General features: G+C 51.9%; 17 protein-coding genes and 3 pseudogenes. 8 read left to right on the forward strand and 12 right to left on the reverse strand.

The features are described from left to right. Positions 1-130: 130 nt before the first annotated feature. Positions 131-1,486, forward strand: a complete 1,356-nt coding sequence (gene aroA / locus KDW_RS16240) for a 3-phosphoshikimate 1-carboxyvinyltransferase (RefSeq protein ID WP_198925289.1) — start codon at positions 131-133, stop codon at positions 1,484-1,486. A gap of 10 nt (positions 1,487-1,496) precedes the next feature. On the opposite strand, the gene KDW_RS31805 is transcribed toward aroA, so the two are convergent. Both KDW_RS31805 and KDW_RS16245 read right to left on the reverse strand, forming a co-directional pair. Beyond that, a complete protein-coding gene (locus tag KDW_RS31805) occupies positions 1,497-1,634 on the reverse strand; it encodes a nucleoside phosphorylase (protein WP_162005286.1) in 138 nt (45 codons plus the stop codon). Positions 1,635-1,653: 19 nt separating this feature from the next. After that, positions 1,654-3,218 (reverse strand): annotated as a pseudogene (locus KDW_RS16245) (nuclease/transposase family protein). 414 nt (positions 3,219-3,632) lie between these two features. On the opposite strand from KDW_RS16245, the gene KDW_RS16250 reads away from it, so the two are divergent. The 3 genes from KDW_RS16250 (at position 3,633) to KDW_RS16260 (ending at position 7,621) form a co-directional block, all read left to right on the forward strand. Then, positions 3,633-3,938: a hypothetical protein gene (locus KDW_RS16250; RefSeq protein WP_151756919.1), complete on the forward strand. Its 306-nt coding sequence runs from the start codon at positions 3,633-3,635 to the stop codon at positions 3,936-3,938. A 205-nt stretch (positions 3,939-4,143) separates the two neighbouring features. Beyond that, positions 4,144-5,274 carry a radical SAM family protein gene (locus KDW_RS16255; RefSeq protein ID WP_151756920.1) on the forward strand — a complete coding sequence of 377 codons (1,131 nt, stop codon included), beginning with the start codon at positions 4,144-4,146 and terminating at the stop codon, positions 5,272-5,274. A 208-nt stretch (positions 5,275-5,482) separates the two neighbouring features. Then, positions 5,483-7,621, forward strand: coding sequence for an APC family permease (locus KDW_RS16260; RefSeq protein ID WP_233097723.1), 2,139 nt, complete (start codon positions 5,483-5,485; stop codon positions 7,619-7,621). Between the two features lie 56 nt (positions 7,622-7,677). On the opposite strand, the gene KDW_RS16265 is transcribed toward KDW_RS16260, so the two are convergent. Genes KDW_RS16265 through waaF (KDW_RS16275) form a run of 3 tightly spaced genes read right to left on the reverse strand, consistent with a single transcriptional unit; the run spans position 7,678 to position 11,039 of the window. After that, on the reverse strand, positions 7,678-8,847 hold the full coding sequence (locus tag KDW_RS16265; protein WP_151756921.1) for a glycosyltransferase family 9 protein: 1,170 nt from the start codon (positions 8,845-8,847) through the stop codon (positions 7,678-7,680). A gap of 7 nt (positions 8,848-8,854) precedes the next feature. Beyond that, positions 8,855-9,700: a GNAT family N-acetyltransferase gene (locus KDW_RS16270; protein ID WP_151756922.1), complete on the reverse strand. Its 846-nt coding sequence runs from the start codon at positions 9,698-9,700 to the stop codon at positions 8,855-8,857. Beyond that, positions 9,681-11,039, reverse strand: coding sequence for a lipopolysaccharide heptosyltransferase II (gene waaF / locus KDW_RS16275; RefSeq protein WP_151756923.1), 1,359 nt, complete (start codon positions 11,037-11,039; stop codon positions 9,681-9,683). Before waaF (KDW_RS16275) ends, KDW_RS16270 begins: the two co-directional genes overlap by 20 nt. Before the next feature lie 125 nt (positions 11,040-11,164). On the opposite strand from waaF (KDW_RS16275), the gene KDW_RS33895 reads away from it, so the two are divergent. Further along, entirely contained in the window at positions 11,165-11,365 is a 201-nt protein-coding gene (locus tag KDW_RS33895) for a hypothetical protein (protein WP_233097724.1), read from the forward strand. Between the two features lie 59 nt (positions 11,366-11,424). Here the strand turns inward: KDW_RS33895 and KDW_RS16285 are convergent. From KDW_RS16285 to ispE, 5 genes and pseudogenes are all read right to left on the reverse strand, one after another. Then, positions 11,425-12,416, reverse strand: a pseudogene (locus KDW_RS16285) (glycosyltransferase family 9 protein); the annotation flags it as partial. Positions 12,417-12,419: 3 nt separating this feature from the next. Next, on the reverse strand, positions 12,420-13,472 hold the full coding sequence (waaF, locus tag KDW_RS16290) for a lipopolysaccharide heptosyltransferase II (RefSeq protein ID WP_269822478.1): 1,053 nt from the start codon (positions 13,470-13,472) through the stop codon (positions 12,420-12,422). Positions 13,473-13,594: 122 nt separating this feature from the next. Then, positions 13,595-14,461 (reverse strand): hypothetical protein, encoded by an 867-nt coding sequence (locus KDW_RS16295; RefSeq protein WP_151756926.1) that lies wholly within the window; start codon positions 14,459-14,461, stop codon positions 13,595-13,597. Between the two features lie 177 nt (positions 14,462-14,638). Further along, positions 14,639-14,800 carry a DUF5679 domain-containing protein gene (locus KDW_RS32280; RefSeq protein WP_170296548.1) on the reverse strand — a complete coding sequence of 54 codons (162 nt, stop codon included), beginning with the start codon at positions 14,798-14,800 and terminating at the stop codon, positions 14,639-14,641. A gap of 29 nt (positions 14,801-14,829) precedes the next feature. Then, positions 14,830-15,759 carry a 4-(cytidine 5'-diphospho)-2-C-methyl-D-erythritol kinase gene (ispE, locus tag KDW_RS16300; RefSeq protein ID WP_151756927.1) on the reverse strand — a complete coding sequence of 310 codons (930 nt, stop codon included), beginning with the start codon at positions 15,757-15,759 and terminating at the stop codon, positions 14,830-14,832. Between the two features lie 247 nt (positions 15,760-16,006). Here ispE and KDW_RS16305 point away from each other — a divergent pair, with 247 nt between their 5' ends. Then, the gene (locus tag KDW_RS16305; protein ID WP_151756928.1) at positions 16,007-17,014 is read left to right on the forward strand and encodes a hypothetical protein; all 1,008 of its coding nucleotides are present in this window, start codon (positions 16,007-16,009) and stop codon (positions 17,012-17,014) included. 61 nt (positions 17,015-17,075) lie between these two features. On the opposite strand, the gene KDW_RS16310 is transcribed toward KDW_RS16305, so the two are convergent. Beyond that, on the reverse strand, positions 17,076-17,873 hold the full coding sequence (locus KDW_RS16310) for a hypothetical protein (protein ID WP_151756929.1): 798 nt from the start codon (positions 17,871-17,873) through the stop codon (positions 17,076-17,078). A 377-nt stretch (positions 17,874-18,250) separates the two neighbouring features. On the opposite strand from KDW_RS16310, the gene KDW_RS16315 reads away from it, so the two are divergent. Both KDW_RS16315 and KDW_RS35945 read left to right on the forward strand, forming a co-directional pair. After that, on the forward strand, positions 18,251-19,132 hold the full coding sequence (locus KDW_RS16315) for a tyrosine-type recombinase/integrase (protein WP_162005288.1): 882 nt from the start codon (positions 18,251-18,253) through the stop codon (positions 19,130-19,132). Positions 19,133-19,205: 73 nt separating this feature from the next. Beyond that, a pseudogene (locus KDW_RS35945) lies at positions 19,206-20,053 on the forward strand (purine-nucleoside phosphorylase). Between the two features lie 114 nt (positions 20,054-20,167). Here the strand turns inward: KDW_RS35945 and KDW_RS16325 are convergent. Continuing rightward, positions 20,168-20,851, reverse strand: coding sequence for a hypothetical protein (locus KDW_RS16325; RefSeq protein ID WP_151756931.1), 684 nt, complete (start codon positions 20,849-20,851; stop codon positions 20,168-20,170). Positions 20,852-21,144: the final 293 nt, after the last annotated feature.

Below are 21,144 nucleotides of genomic sequence, written 5' to 3' on the forward strand. Positions count from 1 at the left end.
TCTCGACGGAAGTTGTGTGGTCGTATACAATTGATATACATGTCCCGCTAGAATCTACTATACCGTTGGCTATTAGTATGACGTGTCAGTGTAATCACTTATCAATTTATGCCAGGAAAGCGAAGACTGTATGAATGCACAAAAGCCTGAGTTGTTACAACATCCTATTTTTGTCGCTCCATCGAATCTCATGGCTGCCCAGCCCGAAGTCCCATCCTCGAAATACTATACATTGCGCTATGTATTGGCGGCGGCGCTGGCAGCAGGTGAGAGTCGAATTATCTTGCCTGCACTCAGTGATGATAGTGATGCTCTTTTTCGTGGCTGTCGTGCCCTGGGGGCCGACTTAGAGTGGGAAGATGAGCAGCAGCAAGTATTGCTCATTCGCGGAAGCGGCCGACCCCGTGCGACTGGTCCGGTGACGATTAACGTTGGTAACGCCGGTGCCGTCGCGCGACTCTTTCTTGGCCTTGGTGCGCTGTTACCAGACATTACCTTTGTGACCGATCACCCTCAGTCCCTTGGTAAACGCCCCAATCGAGAGTTACTGGAGGCCTTAACTCAGTTAGGTGTCACCTGTGAAGGTACAGGTGTCGAAGGTTGCCTGCCGATTACCCTCCATGGAGGAGCTATTCGTGGAGGTAAGGTAACGATTTCGGGCGCGCGTAGCTCACAATATCTTAGCTCACTGCTCTTCCTCGCCCCTCTCTTGCCAGATGGACTGGAGATCACGGTTGTTGATGGCTTGAAGTCTCAGCCATTGGTGCGCGCCACCCTGGAAGTGTTGCAGGAAGCCGGTATTCGGGTCGAGTACGATGATCATCTCCTCGCTTTCCGCATTGCCCCTGGACAGCAGTATCAGGCGCGCACGTATACTATTCCTGGTGATTATCCTTCCGCAGCGGCGTTACTGGCGGCCTATGCCGTTTCAAATGATCCTGCCAGCGAACTGCGGCTGTCCCGACTGCGTCCCGGGGATGAAGTCGGAGAGGCTTTGCTGCAGGCCTTTCGCGATATGGGTGCCGACCTGCGTGTGAATGGAGAACAGGTGACTCTAAGAGGTGGTCGACGCTTGCGTGGTTTTGAACTGGACGGAGATCCAGTTATCGATTGTATTCCTGTCCTGGTTGCCGCCGCCTGTTTTGCCGAAGGCGAGAGCGTGATCTCTAACATTGAGAGCTTGCACTACAAAGAATCTGACCGCATCAATGACCTCTGCGCGGAGCTACGCAAAGCGGGTTGTTCAGTCGAGCCACAAGAAGATGCGATCATCATCCAGGGACGTCCACAGGGCGTTGAAGGTGGGGCTGTCGTAGATGGGCACAACGATCATCGTGTCTTGATGGCCCTGGCGATTGTAGGCCTGCGCAGTCGGCGTGGACTGACCCTCACCGGTGCTGAACATATTGCTAAAAGCTATCCGCACTTTTTTGAGGAACTGCAGCGCTGTGGAGCGGATATCCATCCAGTGACTCCACAGGCATAAGTACACTATTTTAAAGTTCGAGACAGGCTTCGGCAGCCAGCCAGAACAGTTTTTCTCGCACCGAAGTTTGTCTTGTCCAATCCCGTCCATCCCACTGCTCACTACCAACATCATCACCTCCATAGACTGAGACCTCCCCGGCATACATGCGCGGGGGTTCCTGTTACTCACCCAACGCTTCCGGTCGCTCCGGTGAGAGCGACCGGCTCTTGGTGGGGATAGGCAAGACTTTTGAGCCGACGCGCTCCGGCACGGGCGGCTTTGCGAGAAGCCGACAAGCCCATGCTTCGAGGCAAGGTTTGCCCCTCATTTGCACGTTGTTGCAGGCCCTCCATCACGGCTCGCAGGCGCGGTTCCGCACCTTCCCAGACATGCTGAGTGATAGAGGGAATGGTTTGCTCCGGTTCCAGGTGGGCAAGCAAGAAAGCCGAGTACAGATCACGTTGTACTGGTCCGCAACCGCAGGAGCAAGCGTGCCAGCGTTGTGATCGCGTCTTCTTGACATAGTTCCCACACTGATGGCAGTACTGACTCAGTTTGGTCTTGAATGCAGCGATTTCGTTAAGGGAGCCGCCAGTTTTTGCAACTATGCGAGCCAAATGTGCTACAAACATCCCTGGTGCGCGAATACTCATGCTTCGTCCATACTGTTTCTGCCATCCTTTGAATGACGTCTTTTCTATGATGATGGTCGTGCCCATCTGTGCGATGCGATGAGCCAGGTGCCCATGCAGACTCTTGCGGTGAGCGGCGAGTCTTCTTTCGGCCGTGCCATGGTGTCGCCTGGTCGCCTGGTACCGCTTACTCTCCTTCCAGCGCAAGCGACCCTTTTTCACACGACCCACCTCGTCGTAGTTCTCGGGGTTCGTAGCGCGTCTTTGGCGGTCCATCTTGCGCTGCAATCGGCGTTTTTTGCTGGTATTGGGCGCGACTTCCTGGCAGGACGTGACCAGGTCCGCTGATCCCTGGCGTGGCACAATAGCAAGGGTGGATGGGCCAATGTCCAGGCCGATCGTATCCTGCCCCACCTTTTCGTGCTTTGGTTTGATGAAAGCATGGCCCTCTAAGACCAGTTGCACCCAATAGCGGTTGCCGTCTCTATCGGCCCCCCGAGCCTGTGGAGAAGAAGCTTTGCGGCGCACCAGGCGCACATACTTGATGGGGTGGCGCATGCCATGTTGCACCACCGGATCACGCCAGTCGATAAGGGCCGGGATGACGTGCTTATTCCAGATCAGAAAACCACCATCGCTCGCATTGGGATCGAGCACAAAACGCATGCCGACATCGTTGCGCTTGCCCTCCACGCTATCAATACCGCGACCCTTACTCCGGAAGCGTACCCGTTTGGCGTGGCCTGTACAGACGCGATTGGTGGCTTGATAGGCTCGTGTAGCCAGGGTTTGAGCCATCGTGCTATCGATATGGTCAGCGATCCACGAAACGCGGGCACGCTTTGCATACTCGTGCAACGCGTATTCCGAGAAGTGGTACTTTTTGCGCAACAGGGAAAAGGCCTGTGCCCTTTCCTGTTTGTGTGCGTGAGGGATGGCACGAGCCTGTGCCCATACCGGATCATTGCGCATACATCGGAGCCGCTTATTGCACTCAGAAAGCAGAGCGTTATACAGGCACCGAGCCGCTTCCAGGTGAGCACGTAGATCGGCTTCCTGGTTCCAATCGATCTGGAGGGCAATTCGATGAGAAAGGTCGATGTCTTCGCTCGCTTCATAGTGTGCTTTGCCTTTCAAGAGACTGCTGAATGGGTTCCTGCCTTACCTGTCATGCAGTTGAAATAGTATAATACGTATGAAATAGTATAATACGTATGAAATAGTATAATACGTATGAAATAGTATAATACGTATGATGTACATTATCAACAGTTCAGTTCAACCCATCCAACCAGCCTCAAAGGAACTGAGCTCTCATCCCCCGCATACATGACGGGGGCTTTCCCGCGCCGGTCGGGTAACGTGCTTGAGCCAAATTGCAGGTATAACGCTCTACTGACGCATCTAGAGTTGGCAACTATGGCAAATTTTGCAATAGAATGATACAATACTCTTCGGTCATAATGGAAGATATTTGTGTCTGCGTGGTCACTGTGCTGTTATATATTATATTCAGCCGAAAGGATACGATTGTGTATAGGTATAAAGGCTTTGATAGCGCTCTTTGTGGTGGTAGTATAGCCGCGCTGGAAGCTATCGTCAACGCCTGGATGGAGGAGGAGAGGCCACGTATTCGACAGATGAGCCAGAGTGTTCGCGGCCAGCATATCGTTTTAAGTTTTGTTTATGAAGCTACACATGAATTAGAGCAGCGGATCGCGCTACAAAATCCAGCGACCGCAATTACCGGGGCATACCCGCGTTTCTTTGAAGATGACATGGTTGAGGATCGGCCGACGAATCCAAGTATTCCCGCGACCCCTCCTCCTATGCATTGAGTTTTGTCTGGCACGACTCTCTCTGTGCTCTAGCTTTACCTATTCAGAGAAATATTATAAGGACTAACATGGCGACTCCATATCTATTATATGTAACCCCGAGGGCGAAATTGTTGAAGAGCACCGTTTACAGGCTCTTTCGTTCGGCGATCGCCCCCTTAAAGAGAGCGATCTGATCCCGCTTCCAGATGGCGTCACTCTTTCGATGATGCCAGATCGTCTGGCCGTGGGACAGAAGCGCTCTGGCATGCGGCAGGTGCTCCCACAATCGCGTGGCTGGGCTGTCGCAGCTTTGCTGCCGATTGGTTATACGCGCACCCTCTTGCCTGCCTATGAAAAAGTTCCGGATACGGAGCCGCTGCCCTTTTTTGGTTATAGCGCCGTGGCTGGTATGAATGGCAAGCTGTATGTTGCGGCCGTCAAAACTGACGAAGTGAGGAAGTGGCATCCACGCGCCTTTAATCGTCAGAAGCTTGAGCGCCTGGTTCATGAGAAGCAGGAAAAATATCCCGAGAACCGTATTATTGGTCAACATGCCCATTGTGCGCTGGACTATTCGTGTCCCACCGCCAGCAATCTCTTTTTTGAGCGCTGGGAAATGGCTATTGCCGTCTCTCCTGGTTGTAATGCACGCTGTGTCGGCTGTATCTCCAAGCAGGAAGAAGAAGACCTGATCTCGCCGCAAGATCGTCTGGATTTTATTCCCAGTGTCGATGAAATCGTTGAGGTCGCGAAAGGACATCTGGAGAGCGCTGAGGATGCGATCGTCAGCTTTGGACAGGGCTGTGAGGGTGAGCCGCTGCTCCAGTGGCCACGCATCGGCAAAGCCATCAAAACCTTGCGCCAGCAGACGGATCGGGGTGTGATCAACATCAATACTAACGGGAGTAATCCCCGCTGGCTCCAGCATCTCTATGACTCTGGACTGGATACCCTGCGCGTCAGTACGATCTCTGGCCATCCTGAAACCTATAACGCCTACTATCGGCCGCTTGGCTATACCTTTGATGATGTCAAAGAGTCCTTGCGCCGAGCCAGTGCCGAGGGTGTGTATAGCTCAATCAACCTGTTGAGTTTCCCTGGTCTGATCGATCGTGAGCGTGAAGTCGAAGCCCTGTTGTCACTAGCACGTGATACCAATCTGCGCCTTATTCAGTTACGTAACCTCAACATCGATCCCGAAGTCTTCCTGCCCCGTATGCCAGACTTCGAGACCATGGGGAAGGCATTAGGCATGCGCAAGTTGATCCAGATCCTCAAGCAAGAATTGCCTGAAGTCGAAATTGGCAACTTTACCCGCCCGATCCAGCGTCAGTCCAGGACTGCACAGGTTTAATCTGAACCCCATCGCAAGCCAGACGGGCGCCAAACTCGCCTGGCTTGCTCCTCGGCAAAATTTCCTCAAACACTCCTTGCAGGTTACGTTTACACTCTCGATTAATTTTTTAGGATTTCTTGAGTATCCTGGCTTATACAATGAGATATAATAGGGCCCTGGTGAGCCTTTTGACAGGACGGTATAAGCATTCAGGAGGAAGAGAGGGATGAGTCCGCTCCACGCATCTGAAGATAAGCCTGAGCACCAACCAGGCAAAGGTCAACAGGACGGATCAATGGCAACGGATGACTTTGATGTTATCTTGTTTGGCCCAATGGAAGAACGTTCGGGTAGCAGGTTGGGCGATCGTCGAGTACGGATGGTGCTACCAGCCAGACAACCATTTCATCGTTTAAAAGAAGGCACGCTGGAAGCCACTGAGTCGGCCGAGATTCCAGAGGGGCGTATGCGGCAGGCTACGTACTGGCTGAAACGGGCGTTGATCGGTGTGCCGATCGCTACGGCACGCGCTGATAATGAGCGCCTGACGAAATTTAAAGCCCTGGCGGTACTTTCCTCAGATGCTATTTCATCGGTTGCCTTTGCCACTGAAGCTATTCTGATCAATCTGGTGGCTGCAGGCTCATCAGCACTGGTCTGGACACTACCGATCAGCCTGGTTATCCTGGCCTTGTTGATTGTGGTGACACTCTCTTATCGCCAGACCATTCCTGCCTATCCCAATGGCGGTGGCTCTTATACCGTGGCGCGTGAAAACCTCGGCGTTGTTCCGGGACTGGTAGCGGCTGCCGCATTGATGATTGATTATGTGTTGAATGTTGCGGTTTGTGTTGCGGCTGGTGTCCATAATGTCATTTCACTCTTTCCCTCTTTACAATCCTATGTCATTCCGATGGATCTGACGCTGGTTCTGCTGATGATGGTTCTCAACTTACGTGGCATTCGGGAATCTGGTACCATCTTTGCTCTGCCAACCTATTTCTTTATTGTCAGTGCCTTTTTGCTGATCGGTTTAGGCCTGACGAAAGCCTATGTCTTTCATCATCAGCCGTTGATTGGACATTTTGTACCGGTTGTACAGTCGATTGAGCCGCTCACAATCTTTGTGCTGTTACGGTCATTTGCCACGGGCTGTTCAGCTATGACTGGTGTTGAGGCTATCTCTAATGGGATACCGATTTTCCGCAAGCCAGAGACGCGCAATGCCTCGATTACGCTGACCTGGATGGCCTGTATTCTGGGTGCATTGTTCCTGGGTGTTACGCTGCTGGCCATGACCTATGCGGTGCAGGCTGAGCCCTCGGGCAATCCAACGGTCATCGCGAAAATTGCCAGCGATGTCTTTACGGGTCCACTGGTCTTCTTATTTCCCATTTTTCAATTGTCTGTGCTGGGTATCCTGACCCTCTCCGCAGAGACCAGTTTCGCAGACTTTCCCAGGCTGGCCTCGCTCCTGGCGCGCGATAAATTTCTGCCCTTGATGTTCTCATTTCGCGGCGACCGTCTGGCCTTTAGCTCTGGTATTATTGCACTGGCTGTGCTCTCTGCTATTCTGCTGATCTTCTTCAATGGTGATACCAACGCACTGATCAACCTGTTCGCTGTTGGTGTCTTTATCGCCTTTACGCTTTCGCAGTCAGGCATGGTTGTGCACTGGTGGAGACTGCGCACCTCCCAAAAAAGCTGGAGGCGCAGCATGATCATCAACGGAACCGGTGCCCTGACCACGGCCCTGGTCGCGCTGGTGGTGGCCACCATGAAATTCCTGGAGGGGGCCTGGATCGTGGTGATCCTGATTCCTTTGATGGTCTGGCTCTTTTTGAGCATTTCGCGTCACTATCACCTGGTAGAACAGGAACGCACCTTTGATCTGCCGTTGCGTCCCCAGGATATTCATCATCGCATCATCGTGCCAATTGATCGGCTGGATCGAGCGACTATCCAGAGTCTGGCTTATGCTCGTTCGATTGCCACACACGTCACTGCCGTTCATGTAGATGTTGATGAAGAGCACACTGATCAAATGCGGGCTGACTGGGAGCGCTGGCAGAAGCAGATTCCTGAAGATGAAGGGATCCACCTGTTGATTATTGCTTCCCCATTTCGCTCACTGGTGCGTCCACTGCTTGCTTATATAGACATTATCCATCAGCGTCATCCCGAAGCGATCCTGACGGTGATCCTGCCAGAGTTTGTTGTCTCGCATTGGTGGGAATATCTACTACACAACCAGACCGCGCTGCGCCTGAAAACATCCCTGCTCTTTCGACCAGGTATTGCCGTGCTCAATTTGCCTCAACATCTGCGTAATCATATGCCCGCTGGCACAGCCCATCGCGAGTAGAGCTGAAATATAGGTAATGTTCAGCTCTGCTCGTGTACTGGTTTGCTAAAAGGGCGTTACAATTGGGCGTACGGCCCGGATTGGTAGGTGTTTTTAAGCATACGTCGGGCCGCGCTGGCGACGGGATCGACACCGAGTTGGACGATGCAGTCGCGGGTGGCACAGCCTTCAGGGGTGCCGAGCAGATGTCCGCTATAGAAGCAGGGCATACACGGCAGATCCAGGCGGACAACGGTAGCACGCTTGCTGCTGGCATCGCCGGTATAGGGTCCCCAGGCCTTGTGATTGGAGAGACTGAAGATGGCTACCGTGGGCGCGCCGACCGCTGCGGCCAGGTGCATCACACCGGCATCATTGCCCACAAAAAGATCGACCAATGCTAAAACGGCGGCAGCGGTTTTGATACTCCCACGGCCTGCCAGGCTGCGGACCGGCATCGCAGATTGCATCAGGCCGATAATCTGCTGATGGAGCTCTTTTTCCTCTGGACCCCCCATGAGGAGTAGTTGCCCGCCAACATCAGCGTATAACCTATCGGCTAGCTGTGCAAAGCGTTCCGGAGCCCAGCGGCGGGCCGTACTGTAGCTACCGCTTCCTGGATGCATGGCGATCAGCGGACGAGCTATACTCTCGGCGTCCTGGCCTTCATACACGATAGCGCGTGCCTGCTGGTGTTCTACCTCGCTCAGTGGCAGAACCAGTTTTTTATCCTTGATGGTCGCCCCCGCAGCCTCGGCGACCGCCATAGCGTATTCAGCCTCGTGCATGGCCCCAAAACCACTATCTTTGACCCGCACATTGAGAAACCAGCCATGGCCATTATCCAGTCCAATGCGCCATTTCGCGCCCGTGGCTCGCATCAATAGCTGGTGCTTCAGGCGCCCAAATGGCAGCGTGAGATGATGGAGTAACAGGACCGCATCATAGTTACCGGCCCGCAGTGTTTGCCAGAGTTCTTTTAATTTCAGCAATGCCTGTGGATTCTTCAAGAGTTGTTTCGGTTGATCAAAAAGATATTTATCGAGCACAATTGTGTTATTTACAACCTCCCAGCCATTCAGGAGTCCAGCGGAATCAGGCGTAACCAGTAGATCAATACGTGCCTGTGGATATGTCTCGCGCAGGGCACGCAGAGCCGGTGTCGCCAGTAAGAGGTCGCCAATTCCCGCCATCTTTACCACCAGGATACGCGCATTGGCGGGCAAAGTTATCTGTGTTTTATGCATAATTGCTTTATATTTCTTCGCTGCGTTCTTCGTGAGAAGCTATTCTATAATGATGAAGATGACAATAATTTTGAAAGCCTAAACGGCGATAAATACCATCGCTCATTTCGGTAGGCGAGAGGCTGGCAATAGTATATCCCAGACGCTGTATTTCCTGTAGTACGTGGCCCATCAACGCGGTGCAAATCCCTTGCTGACGTGTTTCGGGAAGCGTGCTCACGCCATAGATCCCGGCTACTCCGTGATAGAGAAGGACTGCCGCCACCGCCACCGCTTGTCCATCTTTTCGGGCGATATAGTGATGCCAGTTGGCAGTAGTGCCAAAACCACTACTGAGATAGGTCTGATAATAATGTTGGGCCATCATTTCGGTCGCGCGAAAGCCCACCTTTTCGATGGCGCATTTGGTTTGCAGATCCTCAACCGTGAGCACTTCCTGTATGCTCAAACCATCTGGCATCGTGCCAGGAATCCTGGCGGCTTGAATATTCAGCACCATACAGTTCATGGTAGCCTTATGGACAAAGCCCTGATTCTCCAGATGATTGGCCAGGTCTGGCGGAGTTGCCGTCGGGCCGACGCGCCAACCAATTTCCTGGATCTGATATTTTCTAAATTGCGCCAGCGTATCCGCAATCCGACCCTCGATATATGCCTGATCATCCTGAGAAAAATGGGTCAGTAAAATGCCATTGGGGCCGGCAGGGCCGGTCAGAAACCAGGTGAGCTCATTATCCTCATGCAGGATGGCACCTGGTAAACTGCGACCAAAGCAGGCCATCTCCTCAGCAAAATTGCCCTCGATGGCGGCCAGCACCCCTGGCTCTGAAAGACTACGAAAGATCGTGTCCATCTTTTATTTCCTCTACTGACTGTGTTTGTTCCCGGATGGTTGCCTCTTCTGGCTGTCGTTTGCTACTTTGCCCTAACACAGTCTCTACAGTATTGAAAACGTGCTGGGGTGTGATATTTTTCATACATTGGGTGGTGAAGAAGCGGCAGTCGGCGGGTGCGCCTTTGGCTTTATAGCAGGGACTGCACCAGATGTCGTCGCGCAAGATCGTTGCTCGTGGGCTGACTGGACCACTCAAGGCGGGATCGGTAGGACCATGGATGGCGATGACTGCGGTGCCAACAGCACAGGCAATATGCATAGGGCCACTATCACCGGTGATGACCAGGTCCGCGCGTTGTAGCAATGCAGCTAATTGTCCCAGGCTGGTCTTGCCGGCCAGATTAATAGCTTGCTCTTGCATGCGTGCCGTAATCGCTGCGATCAACTCTTTATCGTCGGGTGCGCCGGTAAAGACGACCGTGGCGCTGTCATTCCTGATGAGCTGGTCGATCAATCTGGCCCAATAGGGAATTGGCCAGCGTTTTGATTGGCCATTATTCGAACTGACATGGCAGGCGATGAGTGGTTTGTCTGCTACGACACCTTCCTGCTGGAGCAACGTTTCAACTTCCTGTTGTGCTGTCTGGCTGACAGTCAGCGTGGGAACGCGATCTTCAGCTTGGATGTTTGCACCGGCGGCCTCGGCCAGACGCAAGCAGTAATCTACCTCATGGATATGGTCGCGTGGATCCCAGTGTTGACCTGCGACCGAGTCGGTCAGCAAACCGGGATACCCCTCTTTGCCAAAGCCTACTCTACGCCGGGCTCCGCTAAATACAGAAAGGAGCGCTGCCCAGGGGCCAAAGATGCTGATGGCCAGATCATAGTTGCGTGCCTGTAAACACTGACGCAACAGACGCGCATCACGCCAATTCCTGGGATTCAGCAAGCCTTTTGGCCGTCGCCAGATATTGGGATCATACGTGAAGAGGGTGTGAATATCTGGATCACTGGTAATAACGCGAGCGCTTGAAGGCAAGGCCAGTACATCTATCTCAGCATCAGGATAGGTCCGTTGCAAGAGGCGTACCACCGGAAGAGACAGTACCAGGTCCCCGATCAGGTCCAGTCGAATGACAAGAATACGTCGGGGGTGGAAAGTCTCGGGCCGTAGCGCCGGCCGACTTTTGCCGCGTGCCTGTACCTGTAAGACCAAGCCAAACAGACTCATCAAGATATAGATGACAGCAAGCAGTATCCGTTTGCTGCTGTGGACGGCGGTATTACGCAGTTTCTTGCGCGAGTCAGGTTGCGTCGGATAGCCGTATTCGTCTCTATTGTGTAATGCTTGTGCCATGTTTTTTCTTATTCCTATATCAGCCCAAACAGGCTCTTTCTGTCATTATAGGAGGCGAGGATGGAAGTTGCAATGAAACGGGATTTATGTGGGACTGTATCCGGCGGGTGGTGGAGAGGATGGCCATGAAGCAGTATCCGCTACTTCAGGGCCGCAGTTATTTCGTTGTCCTGGCAGGCAGTAGCTGTTTGATGGCTTGCTCGACCTGCTGGTCAGGGATCAGTCGGACACAGGGATGGGCTGGCAGTTCTTCTGGCGTGAAATCTAAGCGGCCACAGGGGATCGCCGGACAATCAGGACAGCGTTGGGTTGCCAGCAGGACCTGATGCCTGTCTGGCAGGCCCCATGGTCCAAAAATATGCGAGTCAGTGGGACCAAAGAGCCGTAATGAGGGGATATCCTGGGCTGCCGCGATATGGAGTGGACCATTGTCTACCCCAGTACCAGATCCGCGCGTGAGATTAACGCTGCCAGCTGGCCAACCGTCATAGAGGTCATAATCAGCGGCTTTTCTAACAGCGAGCTGGCAATCTCTTCGATCATAGGCTGTTCAGCTTTGCTACCGGTAAAAATAACATGGGCCGGGGTTGTCAGTAGCTGGCCGCTGGTAAGTTGGTTGGCTATCTGGGACCAACCAGCGTTTCTCCATAGTTTGACTGCTCCGCCAGTGCCCGGATGAATGAGTATAATTGGTGCGCCAGGCTCCCATCCTGTTGTTTGTATCTGCTCATCGGCCCAGGCTAGCTCATCCTCGTGTGGATGAAACACCAGTGGATAACTGGCAGGTGTAAACGGCTCGGGTAACGCTGAATATCCCAGTGCCTGGATGCCTGTGCTGGCCAGGCGCAAGCTGGATACTGTAGCATGTTCCACCTCGGGAAATGCTAAGGCCTGCGTGAGAAATGGCGTGTTCAGTCTGGTTGCGTAACCAATGCGGTAAGGGATGGCGGCCAGATACAGTAGTGCCGCGCCCCACCAGAAATCGGGCCGTAGATTAATGGCCAGATCGTAGTGATTCTGTTTTAGCTCTCTGGCAGTACGAAAAAGCAATTTATAGGGATCTAATGGCCTCTGGCCTGCACGCTGAAAGCCCGGAAAGGGACAGGTGAGCAGGCGATCGACGGCTGGATGCCGCGCCACGATCTCACTTGACCAGGGTCCGATCATCATCGTGATCTGTGCTCCAGGCACCTGTTCTTTTATCGCCTGTACTATCGGGGTCGTCAGCACCATATCTCCCAGATGGTCGGGACGCACCAGGAGAATACGCGGAGCCGGGTTCGGTTGCCCTGAGTGCTTGTGGGTTGCTTTTCTCGCCCGGGGACTACCATAAATGCGCACCAGGAGTAGAATAAGCGAGCGTAATAGGCTTTTCATGGCTTAAACCTCTTGTGGACGGCTATGCGGTACCAGATGGATAATCGCATCCCATACATCATCGATGGTTACCGATTGCATACAGGTGCAATTGTCACATGTCTGCATTTTGCCCAGGAAGAAACACGGCTGTCCCGTAGGATGACGCCAGAGCGCGATATGTTGTGGATCATCGAGGGGATACGGACCATATTCCGCCGGACTGGTGGGGCCAAAGATGCCTATTACGGGCGTTCCCACGGCCGCTGCCAGATGCATCGGACTGCTGTCATTGCCGATAAAGAGGGTACAGGCTTCAATCTGGGCTGCTGATTGGCCAAAGCTGGTTTTGCCGGCCAGATTGACGACCATGTTGGCTGGCACATCTTCCAGCCCATCAATCAAGGTTTGATTAAGCTCTTTATCGCTTTCCCCACCAATCAACAAGACTTGCATCTTGAGCTCATTCACAATTTTCTGGGTCAGGATGCGATACCGATCCAGTGGCCAGCGTTTAGCTGTCAGGTCCATGCCGGGATTACTGCCGCCCCCAGGAAAAACGATAACCTGTGGATAGCTGGATTGGTAGATCGTCTGGCGTTCCTGCTCCGTAGGCACAAAACGCATTTTGGGCTGCTCGATTTTGAGCTTGATCGCGCGTGCCAGATCCAGATAGATTTCGGCCTGATGTTGCAGGTGTGTGCGATCTGTTGACACCGCCACCCGATCGGTCAGGGAAAATCCTCGGCCCAGGCTGTCAGGTCCAACGCGGCGTGGGATACGGGCTAACCACGGGAGCAGAGTCATCAGCGGCGAACGATCCAGCACAAACGCCAGATCAAAATGCTGACGACGCAACTGTTTGGCCAGTTGCCGATACTCTTTCAGCGTATAGCGGCCAGCAATTCCGATACTGCCGCAGTCAATAATTTTATCCACTGCGGGATGATGTTCCGCAATCGCCTTTGACCAGGTACCTGTGAGATACGTGATTTTTGCTTCCGGATAATTTTGTCTGAGCACTTCCAGGAGAGGAGTGGTCATAACAACATCTCCGACACAGCAGGGTTTAATCACCAGAATTGATTTTGGATAGCGCCTGGCTTGCCTGGTGAATGGTTTGCGTAAGCTATCAAGCAGCGCAAACGGCAGACGCAAACTGGTGCACAGCGCTGTTATAAGTTGTTGACGCAGAGCTATTATCCTCTATCTTTCTCCGAAGATGGTGTATCTATTGATGGTGAAGAACTCTCATTGCTCATGATCTCATTTTCCTCGCTTCCAGCTTGCAAGGCATCGGCACGGAGTTGCTCAAAGGCTGTTGAAGGTGACGTTCCTCGGATGGTTGGAAGTTGATCGACCATGGGTTGTTGGAGTGCAGTACCACAGTTATGGCAATAAAGGCTCTCTGACTCGGCTGGCGAGTCACAGGCAGGACAGTGCTGCGGCAAAAGAGAGGTTGCTATCTCGTCTTTTCTGTTCGAGTCATCTGCGCGATGTATGTCAGCTGGCTCGTCCTGAATACGCGGCGCATCCATAGTGTCTATGATAGCCCCCGGCGCATGGATTGTCAAAGGATCAATACCCGGTGGGGGAGGTGGCAGAAGGGTCGCAAATTGATTTTCCTGGACGGTGACTGGCTGGGTCTCCTGTGATGACGGCGTCACAGGAATAGTCGGACTCATGTAAGGTTGCTCATAGGGAAGGGGTGGCGCATACTGTGTCGGATGTATCTCTCCATCAGGTGTTTGTATTGGATAAGTGGCTCCTACCTCTGGTGGTATCGTGGTAGGATTCTGGTTATGGAGTGTCTGAAGCTCTTGTTGCGCCTGCGTCAGTTGTTGATGTGCCTGGAAGAGTTCCTGGCAGGGAGACTGCAATTCATTCTGACTCAGCAAGCCAGTTGAATACAAATCCATTACTTTTGCTACCAGCTCGCGTTCCTGGTCCGAAATCTGGCGTCCAAGTTGAGTGATCTGTAAACGAGTGCGCTGGATTCTGGCTATGCGTCCTGCTTCATGAGAAGCTTTTTCAAGACTCCGGTGAACTGAATCCCAGATGTTCATCACGGCCCTCTCTTTACCCTCTATATGCTTCTTCTATACATCATGTATGGTCTTCTTGATTATATCAAAGCAAAAGAGCTACGTCGAGGTTGAGAACCAGCTTTTGAGAAGCGGTAGAAGTGCAGGGGTGCTATGTGTACGATTCTCCTTGCACTTCTACCGCTACCGATAGGAAACCTATGCCTGGGCTTTTTTGGTACTGAGAATAGCGTTGACAGTGGTTCCGCAGATCGTGCATTGACCTTTTAAGGCCGGCTTGCCGTTTTTCATGGTAACCTGTTGAGTATCTTTTAACTCGTTTTTCTTGCGACATTTGACGCAATAGTATTGCTCTGCCATATGTGATGCTCCTTCCTACTAAAAAATTTTTAGAAATAGGTGATGTCGTTGTTCGCTGGATTGATTGCGCGAGTAAGGTATACTTCATAACCTTGTGTGTGGAGTGCCTGTTGTACGGGGGCCGCCTCGGTCAGGGTGGCGAAGGTGCTGAAAAGCGTTGGGCCGCTCCCTGAGAGACGAACATAGGGAGCACCGGCATCCAGCATCTCCTGACGGGCCTGAGCAACTTCAGGATACTGTGCCAGTACACCTCGTTCCAGGCTATTGTAAAGGTCGCTGGCTTGCAGACCGCTCTGCGTCTGTAATGCTACCTCGATCGCCCGGCTCCAGGCACCATTGGTATAATCGCTGGAGGTCAGGTTGCGGAAGACCGTGGCGGTAGAAACACCGATGGCTGGTTTGACCAGCAGGAGCCAGCGCATGGCCGCGGGCCAGTGAGCCGCCAGGGGCGTAATACGCTCACCACGGCCCTCACAGAGGGCCAGGCCGCCGGTCAGAAAGAAAGGTACATCTGAACCCAGGGACGCAGCTATTTCCCAGAGTTCCTGCATGGATACTGGTAATTGCCACCACCTCTGCAAAGCCAGCAAGGTTGCGGCGGCATTACTGCTGCCACCACCCAGTCCAGCAGCGACTGGCACGCGTTTGTTGAGTTCGATCGTGAGTCCCTGTCGTAATCCAAGCTTTTGTCGTAACGCCTGAGCAGCACGTACCACCAGATTATTATCATTGCTGAGCTCAGTGCGATTACAGCTCATGCTGATTCGATCTTCGTTTGTGGTTGTAAAACACAGAGTATCGTAGAGATCGATCGTCTGCATGATGGTCGCCAGCTCGTGATAACCATCGGCGCGCTTTCCCAGCACATCCAGGGTCAGATTGATTTTTGCATACGACTGGACAAAACACACCTTGCCAGAAGTAGCCTGTTGCTGTGGGCAGTCCTGTGATTGATTCATGTGTGCATTGTGCCTAGAAAAGCCCGGCTTGTCAAGCTCACCTGTGCTTAATCAGACGAGAGTACTTTGCATCTCTAACCTGCACACGTTGAAATAATCCTGCCGGACGTTTATTCTCCTGGATAGCCTAAAACTACTTGCTTTTAGAATTAATGTAGATATGATGTTATACTGTAGCGAATGCCTGTGTAAATATTATTTTATGCACGCTTGTATTTTCTTTTGCGACAAATATTGGGTAGGGAACATGGATATAACGGTTGCATATTTTCATCCACTTTTTCATGAAGAGACTGTCAGACGAGATTTTGAGCAAATCCGTGCTTCAGGCGCCAATAGTATTGTCTATGCTCTGCATGAGCAGGAAGAGCAACGCTGGCCACGAGATTTTGAGCGCGGATTACGGATCGCCCAGGAAGTTGGGCTGAAGGTCTATTTGAGCCTGGGCCGCTTTGGTAACCTCTTTGCCGGGCCTGTCTTTATGCCGAGCTGGTATACATTTCGTCATCCAGAGTCTCTGGTAAAGGATCGGCATGGGCGCTCGCATGATATGACCTGTTTTAATCATGAATCGTTTCGATCCTGGCTATTTGGTGAGATTGAATACTATTTAAGCAATTATGGTTTAAGTGGTATCATTATTGAGGAGCCACGCCTGCCAGATATTACCTGCTTCTGCTCGGTTTGCCGCGCGCTCTGTCCTGATATTACCGACCTGCAGCACTTCCGCCGTCGCTCGATGATCGATTTTCTCAACGAGTTATTTGCCTGTGCCAAACGCGCCAATCAGCAGGCGAAAACGACCATTATTTTATTGCCACAGGACCTCAATATGATTGAGGAGCTTGCGACTATTCCGGCCCTGGATACTATCGGTTGCCACCTGTTCTGGCAATTGCTGGGTGAAGATGTTTCGATGGTGGAAACCTGGGGCCATGAACTGGTGGATATGGTCAAACAGCATGGTAAACGCAGTCAGCTCTGGCTACAGAACTTTAATCTGGATGAACCCGATGAGCAATTGTTAGAGACGGCATTCTCTGGCTTGCTACGAGTTGAGCCAGATGAGCTCGCCTGCTACTATTTCTGGCGCAACAATGCCAATCCTGAACACGTCTGGCAACAGACCAGAGGGCTACTGCGGCGCATTCCACGGCGCCAATTATTCTGGCAAACGGCTCCGCGCCTGCCCATCACCCAGCCGCTGGTGGATGAACATGCCTGCTCAGGCTCTACTGAAAATAAAGATAATTAGCAAAAAAGAGGACAACGGTTGGCCGGTGTCCCCTTTTTTATTCCTGCTAGCGATGCTATATTTATTTACGACCCGCTGATGGCAGCGATGGAGCATCTTTATCATTCTCGTCCTGATGGACTTTTTCCAGCAAGGTACGTAAATTCTTGATCTGCTCGCGTGTCCCCTCTTCGCTATCTTTGGCTGATAGCACTACTGCCTGGATACCCAGTGTATTGATGGTATAGGCATCGGCTTCGCTCAGATTGCTATTCACATAGATGAAGGCTGGAAAGCGTACGGCTTCGCGGACCGCGCGATAATCCAGGATCTCTTCAATGGTCATAGCTCCGGTTTTTTCACCCAGATCAAAATCTAGCAGTACCGCTGCAATGTTGTCAAAGGCGGTCAGGTTGCGAATATAGAGAGGATAACTTTCCTCCTTGCGCATCGGCACCACAATGACTTTTTCCAGATCCTTGGTTTCCTGTGCCAGCAAGCGTGCAGGAGCGTTAAATGGGAGGATCACATATTGGACCCCTTGTTCTTTCAGGTCCTTCAGGCTCTCCATCGTCAGTTTATTCAGACCGCCAGTAATGTTCAGACCAGTAACCGTTTGAGCACTATGAGCTCTGGCAGCTTCGATCTCCTGTTTCAACACCTCAAGCTGGGTGCCGCCTTTCCCATCCCAGTTGAAGAGAATACCATCAGCACCAGCTTTGAGTGCGGCTTCAGCGCTGCCAGCGGTAATCTGCTCTAGCTCAACAACGAGAGCGGCCGCACGTGCTTTTGTTTCATTTTTATTTTTGCCCAGGAAGCCCATCCCACCACCATTTTGCGCACGACGTGCCTGCGTAAACATATCTTGCAGTTTTGCCATTGCTAGTCTCTCTCCTTATCATGAAACGAGTGTAATGCTAGTATGACTCGCATATGCATGTGGACAAATTATTATGGCTATAGCTACACATTTCCAGGCCTGAAGCAGGCTTTTTGGGAAGGTAGTATAGCGATATCAATCGGGTAGTTACGTAAATGCAACGTGCAGAACGCACGAACGTTAGTCCATTATAGCACTTTCTGAGAAAAAAGGCGGAGGCTACTGTTGCTATACCATTGAAGGAGTCGCTCATGTTACGTCTATGCTGTATGTACTAGTCAATTTGCTTCCCATACAGGTATCGATTATACTGATCACAGACCCGATAAATAGGGAGTATCTACCGCAAGCAAATGAAGAGATGTGGGAAGTGTGTTATGTTGCAAGAAGCTGTTGATGATTTTCTTGCCTCGCTGGCTGGCGGGGAAGTGGAACGTAGTGGTGGTAGCCTCAATACGATGATGGCGTATCGGAATGATTTAGGGCAGTTGTGTACGTATATATTGTCACAGGGTATCCACGATTGGTGGCAGGTGACGCATGAGCAACTGGCTACCTATATGGATAAGATGCGCAGGGGACAGGGATATCGACCTGCGACGATGGCGCGTAAACTGGCTACGATGAAAGCGTTTTTTCGGTACCTGTGGCACAAAGGTGCAGTAAGTGTTGATCCAACAACAGATGTCATCCTTCCTCCGATTGAACGCGACCAACCCCAGATATTAAGCTCGGAACAGATTCATACGCTCTTTAATTGCGTCGATCGAGATACACCGCTGGGCCTGCGGGACCTGGCCATGCTCCATCTGTTGTATGCGACGGGAATTCGTACATCTGAACTTATTTCCCTCGATGTTACGCATTTTCAAGCTCAGGAGACGCTGGTCCACTGTGTGAATGTGCGTGGACATGTGAAGCGTAACCGTGTATTGCCGCTTACTGCTGTTGCTGCCGACGCCTTAGAGCGTTACCTGACCAATGGACGCCCGCTCTTGCAGCCCGCAGTCGGTCAGCAAGCCATCTTTTTGAATCACCGTGGTGAGCGCCTGACCCGGCAAGGCTTCTGGCTGGTCATCAAAGGCCACGCGCAGCGTGCCGAGATTGAGGAACTCAGTCCGCATATGTTGCGGCACTCATTTGCGATGCTTATGCTTGATAGTGGCATGGACCTGAGTTCGGTTCAAGAATTATTGGGACATGCGCATATCTCGACGACGCAACTCTATTGCCATATCACTCCAGGCCTGAACAAGTAGTCCTGAGGAGCGCTGTTTTTCTCTATGCCTCTGTGCTATCCTGTAGCCAACTATTAGAAGGAGGCACAAGTATATGCTTTATGATCAAGTAGTGGAAGCTGTCCAGGCCATTCAAAAGAAGACGAATGTTCGGCCTGTACTGGCAATTATTCTTGGCTCAGGTCTGGGTGATCTGGCCACAGAGATCCGGGATGCCGTGTCCATTCCTTACGCGGAAATTCCGCATTTCGCGCAATCGACCGTGGTTGGACATGCTGGTCGCTTGCTGATTGGAACCCTGGAAGGCGTGCCCGTGGTGGCGATGCAGGGACGTTTCCATCTCTATGAGGGTCACGCTCCCGCCCTGACGACGCTACCAGTACGAGTCATGCGTCTGCTGGGCGCTGAGACACTGATTGTCAGTAATGCAGCCGGTGGTATCAATCCTGCATATCGGCCAGGAGATTTTATGCTGTTGCGCGACCACATCTACTTTCCTGGTCTGGCCGGTGGCAGTCCGCTGGTTGGACCCATGATGAGCGTCTGGGCACGCGTTTTCCGGCGGTCGCTAAAGCCTATGATGCGGAACTCCGTGCCCTGGCCCAGCGTGTGGCACAGAGCCATGACGACATTACCCTGCATGAGGGTGTCTATACCATGGTGGCAGGACCCAGCTATGAAACGCCGGCCGAGCTCAATTTCCTGCGCATCATCGGAACAGATGCCGTTGGCATGTCTACAGTCCCCGAGGCCATTGTGGCCCGTCAGGTTGGTATGCGCGTGCTCGGCTTTAGCCTGATCACCAATACCGCCACCGGCAATGAAACCACCGAGGTCAATCACGCCGAAGTCCTCTCCACCGCCGACGCTGTCCGTACCAAATTCGCTCACCTGGTTATGGGCGTGGTCAAAGTCGTTGGCAACCAGACTGAAGCCCTCTAAAAAGTGCATAAAACGAAAGAAGAGATCTCCATACATTGGAAGATCTCTTCTTTGTAGACGGAATGTACTCAACTCTTGAGTTATGCTAAATGTTTGTGACTGTGCCCCTGATTATTATTTCTTAATCAGCAATCCAGACCAGCTCCAGTTATAGAATACTCCCCAGGATGTCAGGCCAACAATAAAGTATTTTCCTTTTTCTAAGGCTGGGGATAAGCTCACGTTCCAGTTAGCCTGGCCCTGTTTGCACATCTGCGTTTGTGAAGCACCGTTACTAAAAACAAGGCCATTAGGGACTTCGTTTGGAAATGGTGTTGCGAAACTTTCTGGCTTGTTAAAAAGGTCTGTGTCAGCCTTCTCAATTACCGGATGTTGGTCATCTTTTGCCTTTGCAAGCCAGATGCGACAGGTGACAAAATCATTAGCTATAGTTGACGCGCTTTCAGGATGATTGGGACATCCTGCTATTAACTTCTGTTTGGCTACGATGGTAATTGTGAATGTGACCCCATCAATGTTGTTTGCAGTACTCATAGCGGGGCAACCTACAGGTTGGGCCACAACAGAGGGTGTTGGTGTGGCGGTTGGTTTGACCGCCGTTGTTGGTTTAGCCGCTGGTTTATTATTATTGTTGTTGCTATTATTGGCGACCTGCTGTGGTGTACGTTGATGGTTAAGGGCACCAATGGCAAAGCCCAGGATGGCGCCGGCGAGGGCGAACAGGGTGATGGCTGTAATGATAATAGATTGATACTGTGAGTTTCCACCTGCTTTTTGTGGTTTAGCCGATTGTTGCATTCCGTCTTAACTCTCTTTTTCTCTTTATACTGTTGATGGTTTGTTTCCATCATACCATGTGACCAGTTATTGGTCTGAAAAAAGCGTCTATAAATAGCCTAAATTGGTACATGCTTTATTACTTTTGAACGCTACTAGTAGGAAAGAGGGGGATTTCAACACTCTATCGCGGAGAAAATATAGGTAAAGAAGAGACTGATCAACGTTCTGGGGAGACGTGATCAGCACGCTCAGGCGGTAGGTGGGGAAATGTCTGAGCATAATAAGCAGCGAGTTGCAAGAATGGTCAATTA

It is taken from the genome of Dictyobacter vulcani, from assembly GCF_008974265.1.
In the GTDB taxonomy this organism is placed as follows: domain Bacteria; phylum Chloroflexota; class Ktedonobacteria; order Ktedonobacterales; family Ktedonobacteraceae; genus Dictyobacter; species Dictyobacter vulcani.

Excerpts from the sequence above, each read along its gene's own strand:
- KDW_RS33895 (WP_233097724.1), top strand. The coding sequence starts at position 11,165 with ATGAAGCAGTATCCGCTACTTCAGGGCCGCAGTTATTTCGTTGTCCTG.
- KDW_RS16255 (WP_151756920.1), top strand. The coding sequence starts at position 4,144 with ATGATGCCAGATCGTCTGGCCGTGGGACAGAAGCGCTCTGGCATGCGG.
- KDW_RS16265 (WP_151756921.1), bottom strand. The coding sequence starts at position 8,847 with ATGCATAAAACACAGATAACTTTGCCCGCCAATGCGCGTATCCTGGTG.
- waaF (WP_151756923.1), bottom strand. The coding sequence starts at position 11,039 with ATGGCACAAGCATTACACAATAGAGACGAATACGGCTATCCGACGCAA.
- KDW_RS16325 (WP_151756931.1), bottom strand. The coding sequence starts at position 20,851 with ATGCAACAATCGGCTAAACCACAAAAAGCAGGTGGAAACTCACAGTAT.
- KDW_RS32280 (WP_170296548.1), bottom strand. The coding sequence starts at position 14,800 with ATGGCAGAGCAATACTATTGCGTCAAATGTCGCAAGAAAAACGAGTTA.
- KDW_RS16305 (WP_151756928.1), top strand. The coding sequence starts at position 16,007 with ATGGATATAACGGTTGCATATTTTCATCCACTTTTTCATGAAGAGACT.
- KDW_RS16315 (WP_162005288.1), top strand. The coding sequence starts at position 18,251 with ATGTTGCAAGAAGCTGTTGATGATTTTCTTGCCTCGCTGGCTGGCGGG.
- KDW_RS16310 (WP_151756929.1), bottom strand. The coding sequence starts at position 17,873 with ATGGCAAAACTGCAAGATATGTTTACGCAGGCACGTCGTGCGCAAAAT.
- KDW_RS16295 (WP_151756926.1), bottom strand. The coding sequence starts at position 14,461 with ATGAACATCTGGGATTCAGTTCACCGGAGTCTTGAAAAAGCTTCTCAT.
- KDW_RS31805 (WP_162005286.1), bottom strand. The coding sequence starts at position 1,634 with ATGTATGCCGGGGAGGTCTCAGTCTATGGAGGTGATGATGTTGGTAGT.
- aroA (WP_198925289.1), top strand. The coding sequence starts at position 131 with ATGAATGCACAAAAGCCTGAGTTGTTACAACATCCTATTTTTGTCGCT.
- KDW_RS16270 (WP_151756922.1), bottom strand. The coding sequence starts at position 9,700 with ATGGACACGATCTTTCGTAGTCTTTCAGAGCCAGGGGTGCTGGCCGCC.
- KDW_RS16260 (WP_233097723.1), top strand. The coding sequence starts at position 5,483 with ATGAGTCCGCTCCACGCATCTGAAGATAAGCCTGAGCACCAACCAGGC.
- ispE (WP_151756927.1), bottom strand. The coding sequence starts at position 15,759 with ATGAATCAATCACAGGACTGCCCACAGCAACAGGCTACTTCTGGCAAG.